The organism is Bacilliculturomica massiliensis, from assembly GCF_900605495.1.
Taxonomy (GTDB): Bacteria; Bacillota; Clostridia; order Peptostreptococcales; family Anaerovoracaceae; genus Bacilliculturomica; species Bacilliculturomica massiliensis.
Genome location: NZ_LR027602.1, coordinates 681,222 through 699,754 on the forward strand (window position 1 = coordinate 681,222; position 18,533 = coordinate 699,754).

Here is an 18,533-nt window from a genome sequence, read left to right on the forward strand (position 1 = left end):
CATGAAGAAAAAAAAGAGGATCGCATGGCTTCTGGCTCTGTTTCTGCTTGGAAACGCGGCGGCGTCCGGACTGTTCGGCCTGGGCGGCTTCAGAGCCGGATCCGCCTTCGCGGCCATCGACAGCAGTGTAAACACGGGAAGCGGGGTAGAGGTAAAGAGCGACCTGTTTACGTCCGCGGTGGTGCGAAATGTGGGCGCCGGCCCGCAGAGCAATGGGACCGCCACGAAAATAGAGGTGGAAGTGCGGCTGAAAGACGGGGCCCAGTCGGGGAAATCCGTCTACGCCATGGTGCTGTCCGCCGCCGAATACGAGAGCAACTTTGGAAACGGGGCCCTGGCCAACAAGGTGGATCCCACCACCTATTTCAATCTGACCCAGCTGACGGCGAACTATTACGCCATGGGAACGGCGAAGACGGGCGGCGGAAACACGCTGACCGTTCCGCTGGTGGAAGCCAGCACGGTGAACTTCAACAAGCTGAACACCGGAGGGACGGTAGCCAGCAAAGCCATGCCCACAGCGGCGGTGAAGGCCGCGGACCCAAACACGTATTTCGACGAGTACCGGCTGGTGGTGTTTACCGAGCAGGTGGGCTCCATGGAGCGGTATTACGTGGATGGCTTCTACATCGACGCCGACGGATATGTGAGGACAGATTCTTATCTGATCCGCTACAACGCCAACAATCCCGCCCAGGGAGAGGGCAGTGTGACAGGAGTGCCCGCCCGTACCATTATCCGGGCGTTGCCCGGAGGAACGCTGGCCGCCGGCGCCCAGCTGAGCGCTGGAAAGCCGGTCCGGTATGGCTACGCCTTTCAGGGCTGGGCCTCCTCTGCCGGCGGAACGGTGGAGTATGAAGCGGGGGCAACCTATCCCAAGCCTGCCAATCTGCATCAGGTCTACGACCTCTATGCGGTCTGGAAGGTAGTGCCGGTGGGGATCCTGCAGCCGGAACTCATAGCCGGAGCCGGTCAGGTGAACCGAGCGTATGAATTCCGGCAGGAAGGGGTTCTGACGGAGGCCACGGACAGCAACAGCCAGAAGCGTTATACCGTAACGAAAGTGGAGCGGCAGAAGGAAGGTGGCGCGGCGGAGGACATCACGGACAACAACGAGCTTCTGGATCCGTCCACGCATCTGCCCCGGGGGCTGAGTCTGAGCCCGTATGGAACGGGAGGAAAGGGGATCGCCCTCACAGGGACGCCCCAGGTCTATTCAGACGAGGCGATCATTCTGTATCTGGAAGTGGAAGATCGGTCCAACGCCACCACGGCGGGCGCGATCCGGCTCACGATCCCCTACATAGAGAGGGGGGCGCAGGATCGGCCCAGACCAGACTGGAACACCGGATTAGAAAGCGTGGGGATCTCAGCGGAGGGAATGCGGGACGGAGCCCTGATCGGGTTTTATCCCACCAATCTGGGAACGGACCCCGCGGAGTTTGCAGACAAGCAGTATGAATACCGGTTCAACAGCGCCCTCGGAGCGGCGTCGGACAGCGGCGGCTGGAGCGGCTGGAAAGAGGTGAGCAAAGAGGCCGCGGCGGCCCAGAACACTTCGGGACAGGCTATCTGGAGAAACCTGAGGGAAAAGGTGATCCTGACGCCGGGAGAAGAGACCATCCGTCAGGGAGGTGAGGTAAGCGACGGAACGGGAGGAACGGTGATCCTGCCGCCGGGCTGGATCGAAGAGGGAACGGCGTCGGACAGCGGAGTGGGTTCGCTGAAGCTGACGGGCCTGCCGGCGGGAACCTATGAGGTCCGTCTGGCGGCGCAGGCGCAGCTGAACCAGTCGGAATCGGTGTTTCTCACCGTGTCCGTAGGCGGGGCGGCGGTGCAGCCGCCGGTGAGCACGGACAGCGGTCTGAAGCTGATCTATAATCTGATGGGCGCCGTTACAACGGGAGAGGCCATCGAAGTGACCGGACCGGACGGAAGTCTGGTAACCACCACGGACCCGGCGGTGATCTTTCGGGGACTCAGCGGTCTGAAAGCCGGAGCGATAGTGACCATACCGGCAATCGAAGTGTATCGGGATGGATACACCTTTGCGGGCTGGCACGTGAGTACGGATGAAAATCCGGTGGGACTGGTATCCGGCGGATCGACGGTGACGGTAAACCGGAACACGGCAGTGTCCGCGGTACTTCGCAAAGTGGAAGGGTCGGCAAGCCCGGAGGACTTTGCATCGCTGACCTTCTATGACTGGGACGAGACGTTGCTGGGAACCGCTGTCATCAATAAAGAGGCCACAAAGGCAGACATTGAATCCGCGCTGGATACCATACATCAGACCAGGTACAGCAGCTACGGGGCCATTGATCTGGACAGCAGGGCGGACACCTGGGCGGACGACGAAGCATATCCCCTTACCTATAAAAAGGGCTACAACTTCAAGGGCTGGGTGCAGGTGGACGGCGGGGAGGGAACGGAATCCCTGGCTGACTCCTTTACGGCCTACGAAACGGCGGACGCCTTCCGGGCAGAACAGTGGGACTTCTCCACGGCGCCTGCCGCGGGCTGGGGGAACATCGTGCTGAAGGCCGGGTATGTGGAGAGCGAGAGCTGTAATCAGGGAAGCGGTACAAGTTATTATACTGTTACGGATTTTTCCTTTAATCGATATGGAGCTTCAAATAATGATTCTGTAGGAAATTATTCCATTAAATTTAATGCTCGCCGAGAGAATACTGCGGGAAATGGCGTAACAAGGACGAAGGAGATTGGGCTGCGAATGGCAATGACGACAGAGGATGGCGGAGTGGCTGTCTATACGTTGAGTATTCCGGAAAATAAAGATGTAGCACAGGGAGAGACTGTTGTACCTAAGTCGATGAAGTCAGTCACCATTACAGTCATCGAACAAGACGGCGCAGATAATTATACGGCTGCAAAGGGACGTTCAATCACAAATAACGCACTGGTCAATAAAAATACATCCAGTGTGGTGAGCAGTAAAGGATTCGTATATGAGGGGACGTTAACGTTTATCAATGAGCAGGGTATTGCAAACAATCAGGGACTGAGCAACACTTGGGGACAGGTTAACGCACGTGCTTTCATTGATGCCCAATTGACTAATGCGGACGGCAGCGAAATGACGACGGCACAGGTAAACGTTGGAAAGCAGCATTTACTTACGGCCTTGCGGGCAAATGAAAATCAACCTTTGACGCAGGCTCAGATGCTGCATGCAGTCAGGAACAGTGGGGAATTAATTCGTCCATAAAGAGGGAGAGAATATTTATGAACAAAAGAGCTTTAAGTTTTTTGCTGGTATTTGCGTTAGTGATGATGCAGATGCCACTGAGCGTATTTGCTTACTCTCCGGCTATCGGAGCGACAGCGAGTAATTTTTTCGACTCAGCTGAAGTAACAGGAACACGGATCGATGAAGGAAAATTTATTCCAGAGATTAGTGTGAAGATGAAATTGACAGCCGGTGGAGGCAGCCATGAGGAGGATGCTTATCCGGAAGTATATTACACAGTCGTTTCAGAAACAGATGCGGCAGATCTCGATGGAGGGGGGAACGGGATTACCGTTCTTGCCAGCATCTTCAATGCAGACTATCTATTTATTGATTCGATTCTGCCGGAGGGGATTAAATCTACGTATGGCACGGCAAGTGTAACGACGGCGGCTTTAACAGCGCTCGCTGATGAGGGAGGTGGGTTAGATAAGCCCTCCGGTACTACAAAATATATTGTCGCTTTGTGGTCGGCCAGTTCCAATGGTGGGACAACCATAACAAAGGATTCTGATTTGTATTTTGCAGAATTTTACGTCGACAAAAACGGCAACCTGGTGGAACCATACGCGGCTGCCATCGCGCCCTCCGACAAGCTGACCTTCAGCGAGACCGTGGGCTACGATTCGCCGGCGGAAAAGACGGTCAAGGTAACGAACACAGGAGTAAACGACCTGTACGCAGCATACAATCTGAGCGGAACATCGCCTTCAGCGTTCGTGCTGACCACGCCGGGAGCCATGTCGGGCGCTGTCGCATCAGGGAACAGCATCGACTTAAAGGTAAAGGCGGCAGTTGGACTGGAAGCGGGAACTTACAGCGCTGTGCTGGATGTTTTCGTCAGCACGGACTCCGCCATCGCGGGTACGCAGACGGGCAGCGTGACCAGTCCGGTAACGCAGGCTTCCATTGATCTGGAACTCACCGTGTCTGCGGGAGAAAAACTGAAGATCGTTACCCTGCCTACCTTTGGGATGGAGTACGGGACAACGTTTGGCGGAGCGACGGTCAAGTCAAAGGGAAGCGTAAAGGGCGTCGACACCAATCAGGAACTGGTGGAGAAGGGTTCGTGGAGCTTCGCCGATCCGACGGCAGCCCCTGAAGCGGGGACCACGACGGCGTCCGTCACATTTACACTGTCAAATCCCCTGGTGAACGGCGTGACCTATGAGAGAACGATCACCACGGATGTGTCCATCGACGTGGATCGAAAAGCCATAACCGGAACGGTATCCATCGGCGGAGACACTGCTGTGGGCGGAATCCTGACTTCGTCTGCGGTAGGGATCATACCGGCCGGAGCCCAGAGCGGACTCTTCTACGAATGGTACAAGAATGACGTGAAGGTGGCCTCGGGAGCGGGGGTGACTACCTACACAGCCGCAGGCGCTTCGGCGGGAGACATGATCCAGCTGAAAGTGACCGGAACCGGAAACTATACCGGAACCGTAGCCAGCAGCAAGACTGAGGTGGGCAAGATCGCGCTGAGCGGCGCCCCCACCATTCTCCACACCACGCTGACGCCGGGAAGCATCCTGACCGCGTCCACAGGTTCCATCGTACCCAGCTCCGCGACGCTGAGCTATAAGTGGTATGTGAGCGGTTCCGCGGCTAGTATTGGGTCGGGAGATACCTACACGCTGACAAAGAATGAACTGGGCAAGGAGGTCTATCTGACGGCGGAAGGAACGGGAGACTATCAGGGGACGGTGCAGTCCTCCATGCTGTCCATCCCCGCCCTGGCGCCGGACGGCATGACCGCATCTCTGGCCCCGGGCAACGCAAGCGCCACGGGAACGTGGAGCGCCAACGCCAACGGAGCGCCCGTTACGTATTACTACAAGCTGACCTTCAAAACGCCGGTAGTGACCACGACCTTCAAGATCTATACCTATGAGACGGGCAGCGTGCCGGCGACAGATACAGCCATCGTGACGGACGGAGCCACGGGTTACATCTTCACCACGGGAGGCGCGACGTATATCGACATCAGCGGAAGCGGAGCCACCAGCGGAGCGAGCGTCTACCTGGTCACAGGGCCGGCGGTGGCGGGTTCTGTGACCAGCGGCGGAGTGGTCACACAGGCGACCAGCGGATCGATAACGGCCACGAGCAAGGTCTTCAGCGGCCTGACCAACGGAGTGGAATACACGCTGGAGGTCCACGCGCAGAACGCGATTGGAACCACGGCGGCTGTCACCGCGAAAGCGACTCCGGTGGCGAGCACCTCCGGCAACCGTCCCGGCGGCGGCGGAGGCGGCGGTTCTGCCGTGACAACGAAGTACACCGTGACCTACGATGCGGGCGAACACGGAACCATCGCGGAAAAGACCGAGCAGGTGGAGAAAGACAAATCGCCCAAGGGCGTTAAAGTAACGGCGGACGAAGGCTGGGTCTTCGCGGGCTGGAGCAAAGACGGCAAGACCGTCATCGACCTGAAGGATATCAAGGTGACCGGAGCCATGAAGCTCATCGCGGTCTACGAGAAGGACGACAAGATCGTCATTCCGGATTCCGTACCCGACGATCTGCGGTTCCTGCAGGTTTCAAAGGGAGAGATCAGCAGTGGCTACGTGTCCGGTTACACGGATGGGACCTTCCGTCCGGACAACGCCATTACCAGAGCGGAAGTGGCGGCCATCGTAGCCAAGACCATCAATTACGAGAAGGAAAAAGGCAAGTCCTACACCAACACGCCCTTCGGCGATGTGGCGAGAAGCGAGTGGTACGCGGACGACATCGGTTTCGTGGCCTCCCTGGGAGTGATCGCAGGGTACAAGGACGGGACCTTCAAGCCTAACAGCAACATCACGAGAGCGGAGTTTGTGACCATGGCCATGAAGATCGACCGCGTGGTGAACAGCAGCAAGAGCTTTAAGGACGTGAGCGACGCAGACTGGTATGCGGAGTACGTGAAGTCGGCGGCGGAGAAGGGCTATGCCACAGGATATCTGGACGGTACCTTCCGTCCCAACAACCCCATCACCAGAGCGGAGGCGGTGACCATCATCAACTCGATCATCGGACTGGAGCCGAGTACCGGCCAGATGAGCTTTACGGACGTGCCGGAGAGCCACTGGGCTTACAACAACATTAAAGCTGCGGCTGGAAAGTAAAGATGAGACCAGCCAATCGGCAGACGCGCAGCCAGAAAAGCTGCGAATGCAAATGAGAACGGCCCCGGCCGGCGGAAAACTCCGTCGGCCGGGGCCGTTTGTTTCGGTTGTGGGTCTGGGCGGAGCAGGGTATAATAAATCCGAGAGCCAAAGACGGCGGCCAAGAGAATGGGCGCATGATCCGGCGCACTGTGGATCCGGTCGAATCGGGGGCGCAGAACGGAAAGGAGCGGAATTATGGGGGACTACAGACCGCTGCCCATCGGGGTGAACAGCTTCACGGATATGAGAGAAGGCGGTTATTATTATGTGGATAAGACGCTGTTCATAAAGGAACTGCTGGATATGAAGGGAAAAGTAACGCTGTTTACCCGTCCACGGCGGTTCGGCAAGACACTGAACATGACGATGCTGCGGGACTTCTTCCAAATGCCTGTGGACGAGATGGCGGCGGAGAAGCAGCGGGCGCTGTTTGCCGGTTTGAAGATCGTGGAGGCCGAGGAGACATACATGTCGCAGATGGGACAATATCCGGTTATTTTTCTGTCGCTGAAGTCGACGGCGGGAGATAACTGGGAGGAGGCTTTTGCCGCGCTGTGTAATGAAATCGAGATCGAGTTCCGGCGCCATCGCTCCGCCTTGTGTACGGCGGAGCTGGAGGAGGATCGCGGGAGGGGATCGGGAAGCTCAGGATTATCGTCAGGCGCTGCGGCTGTTGTCCCGATGCCTGGAGCAGGCGCACGGAAAAAAAGCGATCATACTGATCGACGAGTACGACGTGCCGCTGGAGAAGGCGCATTTCAAAGGATACTATGACAAAATGATCGGGTTCCTGCGTTCGCTGCTCGAGTCGGCGCTGAAGACGAACGAGTCGCTGGCCTTCGCGGTGCTGACGGGCTGTCTGCGGATCTCCAGGGAGAGCATCTTTACGGGGCTGAACAATCTGAAGATCGCGTCCGTTACCAGCACGGAGTTTGCGTAGCATTTTGGATTTACGCCGGCGGAGGTGGAGACGCTGCTGCGGTATTATGGGAAGGAGCATCATCTGGAGACGGTGCGGACGTGGTACGACGGGTATCTGTTCGGGAATCAGGAAGTCTACAATCCGTGGAGTGTGCTGAGCTATCTGTCGGAGGCGCTGGCCGGCGACGAGGCTTTGCCGCGGCCCTATTGGGCCAATACCAGCAGCAACAGCATTGTGAAGACTCTGGTGGAAAAGGCGGATATGAGCGCGAAAGCGGAGATGGAAACGCTGATCGCTGGGGGGACCATTGAAAAGCCCATCCATGAAGATATTACGTATGCCGACGTGGAGACGGGGCAGGACAATCTGTGGAACTTCCTGTTTTTCATGGGATATCTGAGAAAGGTATCGGAGCGTCTTGATGGAACGGAGATCCGGATGGAGCTTCGGATTCCGAACAGGGAGGTGCAGAGCATCTACAGCCGGACCATCGTGGAGTGGTTTGGGAAGAAGCTTGCGGAAACGGACCTGAGCCAGCTGTATGAGGCTACGCTTGCGGGGGACGCGGAGACTATGGAAGGGGAGATCAGCCGGGTGCTGCTGGAGAGCATCAGCTACATGGACAGCCAGGAGGCGTTTTACCACCGATTGCTGTCGGGATTGTACAGGGGAATGCCGGGGTATCTGGTGAAATCCAACCGGGAGAGCGGGGACGGCAGGCCGGATCTGGTGCTGGAGGGACCGCGCTATCGGGACCGGGCGGTTATTTTGGAGCTGAAGACAGCGAAGCGGGTACAGGAAATGGAGGAGAGCAGCGAGGAAGCGGTGAGGCAGATCCGGGAGAAGAAATATCGGGAGGGCCTGCATGCGGAAGGATACGAGGATGTCATCGCCTATGGGATCGCTTTTTACCGGAAGGACTGTGTGGTAAAGGTATACGAGTCATGATGCGGCGTGCCGGCTGACGCCATCCGGAATAGAAAGTTTGGTCGGCACAATCGCTGCTAAAGAATAAAAATGAGCAGGGCTCCGATAAACCATCTTTCGGTGGTCTGGAAATTGAATATGTAAGCAAAACTAAGGCCATTCAGCTGCTGGCTTGATTTTATGTCCTTGGGAACTGTGCCGCAATAACTGCTTGTTCTATAGTGATTTCTCTTTCATTTGCAAGAATATCCAATTTCCTATAAAGTTCTAACTCGTCATTGACGAGAAGCGTTAGAAGCGTTAGAATGTGGATAGAATAGTGTGTGGGAGGGAAGAGAATGGTTTTTCGAGAAAGTGAGACTGTGGAGCTGAAAGAGATTGTTGTAGACGATCTGAAGAAAGAAATCGTAGCGTTTGCCAACAGTGCAGGCGGAATCTTGTACATTGGCGTCGCAGACGATGGAAGCGTGACGGGGATTGAGGACCCTGATCTGGTAACACAGCAGATCGCCAATATGGTGAGGGACAGCATCAAGCCGGATATTACCATGTTTATTCACTATGAAACGAAGGAGATAAACGAAAAGAAAATTGTTGCGGTGGACATTCAGCGCGGCGTGGAACGTCCTTATTATTTGGCGAGAAAAGGCCTGCGTCCCGAAGGGGTATATGTCCGGCAGGGAACTTCTTCTGTATCGGCCACAGATGCTGCGATCAGGCGTATGATAAAGGAGACGGATGGCGACAGCTATGAGGATATGCGTTCTTTGGAGCAGGAGTTAACCTTTGAAGCCACAGCCAGGGAATTTGCTCTGCGCAAAGTGGGGTTTGGGCAGACACAGATGAGAACACTGGGAATTATCAACGCGGATGGGATTTACACCAATTTGGGACTGCTTCTGTCGGAGCAGTGTTCTCACACGATCAAGGCGGCGGTCTTTGAAGGGACAGATCAAAGCGTGTTTCGGGATCGGAGGGAGTTTACCGGTGCGCTTCTTCAACAGCTCAGCGAGGCGTACGATTTTATTGATATGCGCAATCAGACTCGTTCTACCTTTGATAAACTGCGTCGGATTGATAAGCGTGATTATCCGGAAGTAGCCGTCAGAGAAGCTCTTCTGAACTGTCTCGTACACAGGGATTACTCATTTGGCGCCAGCACGTTGATCAGCGTTTACTTAGATCGGATTGAGTTTACGACGATCGGAGGACTGCTCACCGGCGTTTCGCTGGATGATATCCTGCTGGGGTTGTCAGTATGCCGCAATCCGAAGCTTGCCAACGTGTTTTACCGCCTGGAATTGATAGAGGTTTATGGCACGGGACTGAGAAAAATCAGGAAGGCTTACGAGGGCAGCGGCAGAAGGCCGATCATTGAGACGACGGAAAACGCGTTCAAGGTCGTGCTGCCGAATAGGAATGAAGGGATCGCGGCGGCTGGGGAGCAAATTGCGGAAAAGAAAATTCAGGCAGATCATTTGGAAGAAGCAGTACTGGAATATGTCAGGCAGCATGGAGCGATCAGGCGAAAGGACGTTGAGGCGGCAATGGAGATGCGGCAGACTGCCGCCGGTCGGCTGCTGAATGAGATGGTAAAAAAAGATTTGCTCGTTCAGATTGGGCGGGGGAAAAACACAAAATATACATGCCCGGATGAAACGTGCAGGGCGTGAGGGATTCGAGCCGGGACTGAATAAAAATGGGTATGATCCCGGTGGGCGGTGAAAACCGCTGCGCCGGGATTTTTTTGTAAAATCGTCCCGTGTGCAAGGTGATAAACCAGAAAAGCGTTCGTGAAATATGATATTTCACGAACGCTTTTTTTCGTCTTTTGCCCTTTTAGTATAGACATTTTACGTCAATTTGTAAATAGAGAATCACCATCTTTGTCGATTTTTGGTGTTTTAAATACTGTTTTTTGCGCGTATTTCCTGAATTCACCTCGGTATTGAGGAAGACCGGCTCTCTGTTTAAGTAATTCGCCGTCAAATAAGCCGTCAAAATTCAAAAATTAACCAGCCCTGTAATGACTGAAATTTCTCGGTTGTGTTCAGTTTTCGCCTCTCTATTGCGCTTTTAGATCTCTGAAATTCGCCGTCAAAAAATGTGGTCAAATAAACGAAAACCCTGTAATTGCAAAGGATCTAAGGCAAGGTTCGTGAAATATCATATTTTGCGAATCTGGTGAGTGAGATAAGAGGAAGATGAGATACCTCGCAGCCTTGGAAAAGAGGAAGTATGAAGAGAAGATTTGCAATGCTGCTTGCAGCCTTTTTTCTGTGGGGGACAATATGTGCCGGTATTTACGCGGGAGATCCGCTGCCTGAACGGGAGGATCATGAAGCCCGGGAGGCAACTCAGGCGCTGACAGAAGAGCAGATCGTAGTCTACAACAACGCATATACACCCGAGGATCCGCGCACCCCCGTGGTCTACGTGGTGGGGCTGAGCCTGATGGGAGAGGGGCTTACCGTGCGGGTCTACGACAGCGCCGACACACAGAAAAGGAACTTGCTGGGCTGGCGGCAGGTGGAGGACACCTCCCATGGATTTACTGTGGAAATACCCATAGCGGAATTGTCGCCGGCGGGTGGGTCTGTGTATGTGACGATCCAGAGAAGCGGGCTGGAAGAGTCTGCAGCGGTGCGGGCCGACTACACGCGGACGCTGACTTCATATGCGCAGCTGGATGTGATCAAAATAAACGAACAGTATACGTACGAGCAAAAAGAATTTGCCAACAGCTGGCCCCTCTACGACCCGGCGGGACTGACTGCGGGGAAATATTATCTGGTGGATGTAAAGCTGACGAATTTTCATACGGTAGGAGGCGTGACGGTACCGATCCATTACAACAAGGAGTATCTGGAGCTGGTGCCTGTTTTGCCGTCTACGAAAAAAATCAACACTGACGCAAGTAAGACTGTTTCGGCGGACGAGGGAGCCTGGTTCAATTTCGCCGGCAGGAGCGGGATATACAGAGCGTCCCTGGAATGCGGCGTTCTGCCCGGTTTTAATTCCGATTACGGGACCGCGGGAGGGATAGACGACTACCCGGTGGCAAAGGGATCGGATCCGGGCGAATATCCATATTTGAATACGGACACCGGACTTGTGAAGCTGGAGGTCATGAAGGACCAATACGGGGCTTTTGATTACAGGGATGGGAAATGGCAGAGCGGCGTCTCTGTGGTGCGCCTGGTTTTCCGCGCGAAAAAGAGCAGCGCTGGCCTGACTGATATGGATGGGCTGGTACACTTTGCCACGGTGAAGGACTATGTGGCCGCCGGAGGAACGCTGAATGCAGATGGCAGGCCTGCAGACAGCCAGCTGGCTGCCCGGACTTACGCAACGCAGCATCCTGCGGGACTTTCGGTGACGCTGGAAGACGCGCAGCTGCTCATGACGCCTCCGGCGGTGACTCTGGCGGAGGTGGATTTCTCTGAGGAGGATCCGCTGCGGCTGACGGCAGAGGACGTGAATATTCTGCCCGAGGGCTTTGAGAGCAAAGCCTCCATGCCGGCGCTGCCGGAAAACAGCATCAAGATCTACAATTACACCAATTCCGGGTCCTACGTAAGCGGGCTGGACGCTTATCTGTACGACAGGCTGGTCTTGAGTCCATCGGCGGAGACAGGTGGCGTGGTGTACGAGGATGTGATCAGCGTATACGGGGACAGCGCCCTGACGCAGCTGCTGGGACAGGGCACTGCAGATTCAGAAGGAGCCGTAGACATCGATCTGTATAATAAGCTGGCCCCCGAAGGCGGGAAGGTCTACATTACAAACCGCAGGGCCGGGGTGACGAGCGCGGCGGAAGCCTTCGACTATCCGCCGGAGGCGCACAGAAACATTACCTTTCGAGTGTACAGAAGCGCCCTGCCCCAGGGAGTGCCGGAGGGAACCGATCCGATCCAGAATCCGGAGGCGCTGAAGCATGTCAAAAAGGGAGAGCAATTTCAGATCCGCGTTTTCGTCAACGATATCAACGACCTGATGGGCTACACCTTTCCGATCCATTTCAACACGCTGGCGGTTAAAGCGTCGGATCAGTATTTCCGGCCTGTTGAAAAAGACGGTTACATGAGCGAGACAGATTTCTTCCGCGGGAACACGCCCTTCAGCGTAGGAGAGGATATCAGCGAACTGACCGCCACAGAGCTGATCATTTACTATGCTCAGGAGGCGGAAATACCGGACCTGATGGAGCAGCTGGGCATTTCCGATCGGGCGGAATGGGACCGCAGGAAGCAGGACATTAAGGTAAAGCTGGACTTTGGCGTCTCTGGAGGAAGCGGGGCCTGGAATGGGGGACTGCTCTTCACTGGGCCCAGGGACGGGCAGGCTGCGGAAAGCGGCATCGATCAGTCGTCCACTGTTTATCCTTATGTGGACAACAACGTCAGCTCGTCCAACGGTCAGGATCACGGTCTGATCAAGGTGTGGGCCACGTCTCTGACGTCGCCGGTGGAGCGGCTGGCCAGAGAGGGCGGCTATCACTTCCTGACCATGAATTTTACCGGCGTCACCAATGTGGACGCGGAAAGCGCCGGTTTCCGCTTTGCGGTAAAGTCGGACGCCGTTTTCGACGAAGCGAATCCCGACGGCGGCCGTCTGGTGATCTCGGGACCAGAGGAAAGCGCGGGGAAAAACATTTCCGTGAACTGGGAGGTGTACTCCATGGAAGAGGTCCCAGTACCGGCAGGCGCCACGGTGGGCGGAATCGTACGGAGTCACAGGCCGGAGGAGCCGGTGCGGGTGACGCTGCTGCAGGACGGCAGAGAGGTCTATGAGACTACGGCCGGAGGCGTGGCGGCCCGCGGAGCGGGAGCTGCTGCCGGAAGAGAGGATTCATCGGGGACGGAAAAGACAACGGCTGTACGATCCGACGACGCGTTCCTGCTGGAAGGGGTGATGCCGGGGGTCTATACCTTGCGTCTGGAGAAGGAAAGGCACGCGGCGGTAGAGGTGAGAAATCTGAAGATCGAGGATAGCGCGCTGGATCTGAGCCTGCATCCAGACAGCCGGGTGAGGAATCTCTGCCTGCCATACGGAGATGTGGACGGGGACGGAACGATCGGTTTTCTTGACCGGCAGCTGCTTCTGCGGTCCGGGTTTTACGGGAAGCGGATCACGGATCTGCCGGCGGAAGAACGGGAGGAAGCCGGCAGGCTGGATCTGGATGGAGACGGATGGATCAAGGGCCGGGATCTGCAGATACTGATGGCTGCGGAGAATTTTGGGAAGAGCAGGGTGTGTATCGATTTGGGGGATTAGCGGATGGATTGGAAAGAAGGGTGTAAAAAAAGAACCTGGGCATTTGTTCTGGCTGTACTGCTGGCGCTGCAGTGCACTGCTTTTCCGGTCTGCAGCTATGGGGACGATCTCCGCGAAACGGGTGAGCCGGCGCCGGCCTCTCAATTGGTCAGGGGCGACCATATCCTGCTGGGAAAGGATCCGGCGGGGGCTGAGGGGGCCTTTGGCGGCTACGACTTCACGGTGCTGGACGCGGGAGAAGAGTACGGGCCGACGGGCGCCGCTTCCGGCCAGAAGGCGGTGCTGCTTCTGCTCAGCGATCCTATGGGGCTGGAACAGACGCCCCAGCAGTTTGACGCTGCCTACGGCGGTCATCCTGACGAGGACTCTCAGCTGGACGGCTATAACTGCTGGACTGAGTCCGATCTCTACATTGCCCTGAACGGCAGTACCAGAGCGGGCGATACCACCATTCACAGCGATCAGGTGGCGGCGGCCGGCCGGTTTTTCCAGCGGCTGCGATCCGCGGGAGAAGAGTGGGACGCGCTGCTTGGCTGCGGGACAGGAGGCAGCGACGGAGAGAAGGTCAGCCTGCTCTCCGAGGAGGAGTTTGAGACCTACCGCGGCGAGCTGGATCCGGGGTTCTGGTATACGGAGTCGCAGGATGACGGATTCTGGCTGAAAACGGCTCGATCCAATCATTCTAACCAGGTGCGTTACATCTACAGCAATGACATTGCGCCGTCTATGTCCTCAGAAGAGTACTACGCTCTGGCGGGGATGACCAGATGCGTGCGGCCGGCGCTGCGCCTGGATCCAGAGCGGACCGCCTTCGGGGCGGGAAGCGGCACGCGGGAGGACCCTTACTCCGATCTGATCCTGCGTCCGGCGGTGGAAGGGCTGGAAGCGGAGGGGAGTCCCAGAGTGGGGGAGACGTTGACGCTGTCCGTCTCACCGGCAGCCGCATCCTGCGAGTATCAGTGGTATCTGAGCAGAGACATTCATGCTGAATTTGAAGCCATCGCGGCGGCTACCGGACCGGCGTACACTCCGGGGCCGGAGGATGTGGCTATGATCTTGAGGGCGACCGCCCGGGGAAAGGGAGAGTTTGTGGGCCGCGCGGAGATCACCGTGGGCCCTGTGGATAAGGGGGAGCAGGAGGCGCCGAGCGGGGATCAGATCCCCACGGCTCAGGGGATGCGGATCACGGACTGCAGGATACAGGTGGACGCGCCGGCAGAGGGCATGGAGTACGCGCTGACTACCGGCTCTGCGGCGGAGACGCGTCAGCCGGGCCAGCCGGGCCAGCTGGATTGGACCTCGTCCGGGGCGTTTACCAGTCTGAGCGCTGTTACTTCCTATGACCTGTATGTGAGATGGGCGGAGCTGCCCGCTTACTATGCATCCCCTGCGGCGGGGCCGGTGACCGTGACGACAAAGGATGTGGGGGCAGAAATGACGTTGACCGTGCAGGTGAGAGGCTTTAACCCTCAGACGGCGGCCACGGTGTCCCTTGTGCGGGAGACAGGGGAGAACGGCGGGACTGCCGCGGCTGTCACGCTGACGGCGGTAAGTACGACGGACAGCGCGGCAGGGGTCTCTTTGCAGACGGTGAGCCTGAGCGGGATCGCCATGGACCAGCCGTATTCTCTGGAAATACGCAAGCCGGGGCACCTGCCTTTTCGGCAGAGGGAACTTCGGCTGACGGAGGATACCCTCTGGGAGATAAGGCTGCCCTGCGGCGATGTGAACGGAGACGGGAGCATTGACCTGAAAGACCGGCAGCTGCTCCTGCTGGCCAGCTGTTTTGGGAAAGAGGTGGATACCGCTGCGGGAGAAGGGGCGGAGCAGGCGGCGCTGCTGGACCTGGACGGGGACGGAAGGATCGGTCTGTCCGATCTGATGATCTTGATGCTGAGTGAGAATTTTGGAAAGAAGGTGCCCGTGCAGTGATGGAGATGGGAAATCCGACCCGGTATGGAAAGAACGGGGCTCTGGGAAAAGCGCTTGTAGTCGCGGCTGCTGCCGCGCTGCTGCTTCTGGTTCCGTGGGAAGGCTGCTTTGGGGCGGACTGGGCTTCCTCTGTGATGAACAGCGACGAAGCGTGTCCGGCCGTGCGGATCCCGGGGACAGGCGGAGCGGGAAACGAAGCGGGAAACGGAGCAAACGAAGCGGGAAACGAAGAGCCGGTCAGCAGCCTGCCGCGCCTGCAGCGGCAGGCAGAGACGCTGCCCGACGAATCCGCCGCGCTGCATCTGACGGCGGTGAACCTGCCGGAGACAAAGCACGGACCCGGCAGTCTGGAGATCTCCCTGCAGATCTCCGCCGGGAGCCATTTTAAGACCGCGGGCATTCTGCTGGAATACGACTATTCCAAACTGCGCCCCATCGCCTGGGATAAGGAGCAGACGCCCATCCCCGTGCCCGATCTGTCTGAGATCCGGGAGACGGCGGAACGGGAGGAGCCGGGAAGCACGGCGGCGGCTCCTGCGGGATCCATCGAGGAGGCGGCGCTGGCCTGGAGACGGGCTGCGGTGCTGGAGACGAAGGCGCCGGGCTGGGTATCGGCAAAGCCCGCCCTGTCCTATCGCAGCGGGGATAAAGGCTATCTGTATCTGGGAGCGGAGCAGATCAGGGCGGTGCCCACGGAGAAGGATGCGGCGGCGGCCACGGTGCGGTTTGCCTATGCGAAAGGGGTGATCCCCTCGAAGGACTACGTGGCCAGCGCTTTGAATTTTGTGGAGACGCGGGCGGACATGAAGGTAGCTTACGCTTCGCCGGTCAGGGGAAGCGCGCTGTATCAGAGCGAGGATCCGGAGACGGGAGAGACGCGGATCTATTCCCATAAAGCGCTTTTGCGGACGGAAAGCGGTTCGGTGCGAGAAGATACGGGGGTACCGGCGGGAGAGAAACTGGCGGCGGGGGCCATCAATGTCTTTACATACGTACAGGAGGGAAAGACCGTGGACGTCCGGCCCACGGAGACGAAGGATTACGTGAGTGTGACATTCTACGACTGGGACGACACGCTGCTGGGGACGCGGATCGTGGCCAAGGGGGAGGGGAGTCTGATCGACCCGAACCTGCCGGAGAACCGCAAGGAATATGTGAATGAAGACGGGACGGCGAAGTACACGGACGGGGAGCTCGCGGCCATGGGTGTAGCGCCGCTGGCGCCGGAGGGGAACGTGCTGACGGGAGGACAGGACCCAGACGGGGCGGCGGTGACGGCCATCAACAAGGCGGGGTACCGCTACGCGGGCTGGGTGGATCACAGCGGGACGTCCACGCCGGACGTGGGGATCGGCGCGGCGGCCGGACAGACCATAGAGGGAAATGGACAGGAACTGGCGGCGCTGGAGGGACTGACAGAGAATCGTGTGCTGCGGGCCGCTTATGACGAGGAACCGGATTCCTGGACCGCGACGCCTGCCATGTATGAGATCGTGTATTCTCCTTTCCGCTATGGAAACAACGGGCTGCAGACTGTTTTTACAGCCGTGCGCAGCACGCGCAGAGCGGAGAGCGAAATGTACCTGACCATACAAATACGTCCTGTCGGAAGAGGCGTAACAAAACTGACTGTTCCGCTGGGCCGTTCAGATATAGAAACATTCTGTCTGACGGTTCCGGCAAACAGCGGCGAAATATTTCAGAAAACCAACGCCATCAGTTTTAGTCTGACAGATGGATCCGGAGGACGGAGAACGAAGACCGCCAACATAAAGGCGGAGGAAATAAAGGCTTCTGAGGGAGGATACAGATGAAAATAAAGTGGATGCAGCACAGGAAGAAAACAGCGTTTCTGCTGGCTGCGATAATGGTTTTGTCCAGCTGTTCTATTGCGGGCGCCAAGGAGAAGATCGTATTTGATCCCGGAACAGATAAAACGATAACTTCGATCATAAAGATCGTAAACAATACATCGGATCCTTTTGACCCGCAGCTTGAAATATCAGGTGTTGCAGCCAACGCCGGAGGAGATATACAGGCGGAATTGTACGTCCATGACCCGGAAATCGACAGATATGATCTGATCCAGAGCGGTAATTGTGAGCTGGAGCCCGGGGAGAAGGATTTTATGATCACACTGCCTTACGGAGAGGGAGTGGTACTGAATGGTGATTATCTGACCGTATTTTCAGACCAGACGCAGGGCGACGCATACGGGATCGACCGGAAAAATATTTATGAAAAAGGGGAAAGCAATAGTTTTCGTTTTTTCTTTACTTATAAAGATGGAATTCTGCTGACGAAAGCGCAGGGTCTCATGGGAGAAGAAAAGGGCGCGGGCGCAGATATCTCTGGATGGAAGGATCCGGATGAAGGAGGAGATGGAAGCGCCGCCGACGGTCTGGAGGATGAAGCTGATATGAACCGGGACACGCCGAATCACATTTATTTTACGGACACGGCGGGACATTGGGGAGAAGATGCGGTCTCGGAGATGGCGTCCAGAGGAATCGTCAAGGGTTATGAAGATGGAAGCTTCCACCCTGATGAAAGCATAAAAAGAGCGGAATTCTGCCAGATGATCGCAAATGCATTCGATTATCAGCGGAGCGCATCCGCTCCGCACCCATTCAGCGACGTGGGAGAAGGAGACTGGTATTACGACGCGGTAAACGCATTGTACGGGCGCGGGATCGTAGCAGGGACATCCGCAGACCGTTTTGATCCAGATGAAAATATTACCAGGGAACAGATGGCCGTGATCCTGCATCACACGGCGTTAGACAGAGATATGCCGATGGACGGCCTGAGAGAATACGTTACTTTTTCGGACGATCAGGCGATAAGCGGCTATGCGCGGAAAGCGATAGAAGCGATGTACAAAGCAGAATTTATCAGCGGAGTGAAAAATGCGGAGACGGAAGGATACCGCTTTGAACCGCAGCAGAACGCCACGAGGGCGGAGGCCGCCTCGGTGGTCTTAAAGTTACTTGGAGACCAGAGCGGCCAGCAGCGGGGTCAGTGATATTTAGAATGCGCTCAAAGTCAAAAGGGGAAGGCAGGAGGC

Annotated in this window: 10 protein-coding genes; all 10 read left to right on the top strand. The window is 56.8% G+C overall.

The annotated features are described in order from the left end of the window. The first annotated feature begins 1 nt into the window (after nucleotide 1). The 10 genes from E0E37_RS09180 (at nucleotide 2) to E0E37_RS09215 (ending at nucleotide 18,491) form a co-directional block, all read left to right on the top strand. Nucleotides 2–3,229: an InlB B-repeat-containing protein gene (locus tag E0E37_RS09180; RefSeq protein WP_130862730.1), complete on the top strand. Its 3,228-nt coding sequence runs from the start codon at nucleotides 2–4 to the stop codon at nucleotides 3,227–3,229. A gap of 536 nt (nucleotides 3,230–3,765) precedes the next feature. Then, nucleotides 3,766–6,366 carry an S-layer homology domain-containing protein gene (locus E0E37_RS09185; protein ID WP_165445298.1) on the top strand — a complete coding sequence of 867 codons (2,601 nt, stop codon included), beginning with the start codon at nucleotides 3,766–3,768 and terminating at the stop codon, nucleotides 6,364–6,366. A gap of 237 nt (nucleotides 6,367–6,603) precedes the next feature. Next, a complete protein-coding gene (locus tag E0E37_RS19090; protein ID WP_330548564.1) occupies nucleotides 6,604–7,182 on the top strand; it encodes an AAA family ATPase in 579 nt (192 codons plus the stop codon). After that, nucleotides 7,082–7,348 carry an AAA family ATPase gene (locus tag E0E37_RS19095; protein ID WP_456298046.1) on the top strand — a complete coding sequence of 89 codons (267 nt, stop codon included), beginning with the start codon at nucleotides 7,082–7,084 and terminating at the stop codon, nucleotides 7,346–7,348. The genes E0E37_RS19090 and E0E37_RS19095 overlap by 101 nt, the downstream gene beginning before the upstream one ends. A gap of 24 nt (nucleotides 7,349–7,372) precedes the next feature. Then, complete coding sequence (locus E0E37_RS19300) at nucleotides 7,373–8,278, top strand: PD-(D/E)XK nuclease domain-containing protein (RefSeq protein ID WP_456298047.1); 906 nt, start codon at nucleotides 7,373–7,375, stop codon at nucleotides 8,276–8,278. Nucleotides 8,279–8,595: 317 nt separating this feature from the next. Next, the gene (locus tag E0E37_RS09195) at nucleotides 8,596–9,930 is read left to right on the top strand and encodes an RNA-binding domain-containing protein (protein WP_130862732.1); all 1,335 of its coding nucleotides are present in this window, start codon (nucleotides 8,596–8,598) and stop codon (nucleotides 9,928–9,930) included. Nucleotides 9,931–10,495: 565 nt separating this feature from the next. After that, a complete protein-coding gene (locus tag E0E37_RS09200) occupies nucleotides 10,496–13,534 on the top strand; it encodes a hypothetical protein (protein ID WP_130862733.1) in 3,039 nt (1,012 codons plus the stop codon). A 3-nt stretch (nucleotides 13,535–13,537) separates the two neighbouring features. Beyond that, a complete protein-coding gene (locus tag E0E37_RS09205; protein WP_130862734.1) occupies nucleotides 13,538–15,466 on the top strand; it encodes a hypothetical protein in 1,929 nt (642 codons plus the stop codon). Beyond that, nucleotides 15,463–17,280, top strand: a complete 1,818-nt coding sequence (locus E0E37_RS09210) for a hypothetical protein (RefSeq protein WP_130862735.1) — start codon at nucleotides 15,463–15,465, stop codon at nucleotides 17,278–17,280. The genes E0E37_RS09205 and E0E37_RS09210 overlap by 4 nt, the downstream gene beginning before the upstream one ends. Beyond that, the gene (locus E0E37_RS09215; RefSeq protein WP_130862736.1) at nucleotides 17,277–18,491 is read left to right on the top strand and encodes an S-layer homology domain-containing protein; all 1,215 of its coding nucleotides are present in this window, start codon (nucleotides 17,277–17,279) and stop codon (nucleotides 18,489–18,491) included. Before E0E37_RS09210 ends, E0E37_RS09215 begins: the two co-directional genes overlap by 4 nt. Nucleotides 18,492–18,533 lie beyond the last annotated feature (42 nt).

What these genes read in the sequence shown, in the direction of transcription:
- E0E37_RS09200 (WP_130862733.1), top strand. Translation starts at nt 10,496, where the DNA reads ATGAAGAGAAGATTTGCAATGCTGCTTGCAGCCTTTTTTCTGTGGGGG.
- E0E37_RS09180 (WP_130862730.1), top strand. Translation starts at nt 2, where the DNA reads ATGAAGAAAAAAAAGAGGATCGCATGGCTTCTGGCTCTGTTTCTGCTT.
- E0E37_RS09205 (WP_130862734.1), top strand. Translation starts at nt 13,538, where the DNA reads ATGGATTGGAAAGAAGGGTGTAAAAAAAGAACCTGGGCATTTGTTCTG.
- E0E37_RS19090 (WP_330548564.1), top strand. Translation starts at nt 6,604, where the DNA reads ATGGGGGACTACAGACCGCTGCCCATCGGGGTGAACAGCTTCACGGAT.
- E0E37_RS09215 (WP_130862736.1), top strand. Translation starts at nt 17,277, where the DNA reads ATGAAAATAAAGTGGATGCAGCACAGGAAGAAAACAGCGTTTCTGCTG.
- E0E37_RS09195 (WP_130862732.1), top strand. Translation starts at nt 8,596, where the DNA reads ATGGTTTTTCGAGAAAGTGAGACTGTGGAGCTGAAAGAGATTGTTGTA.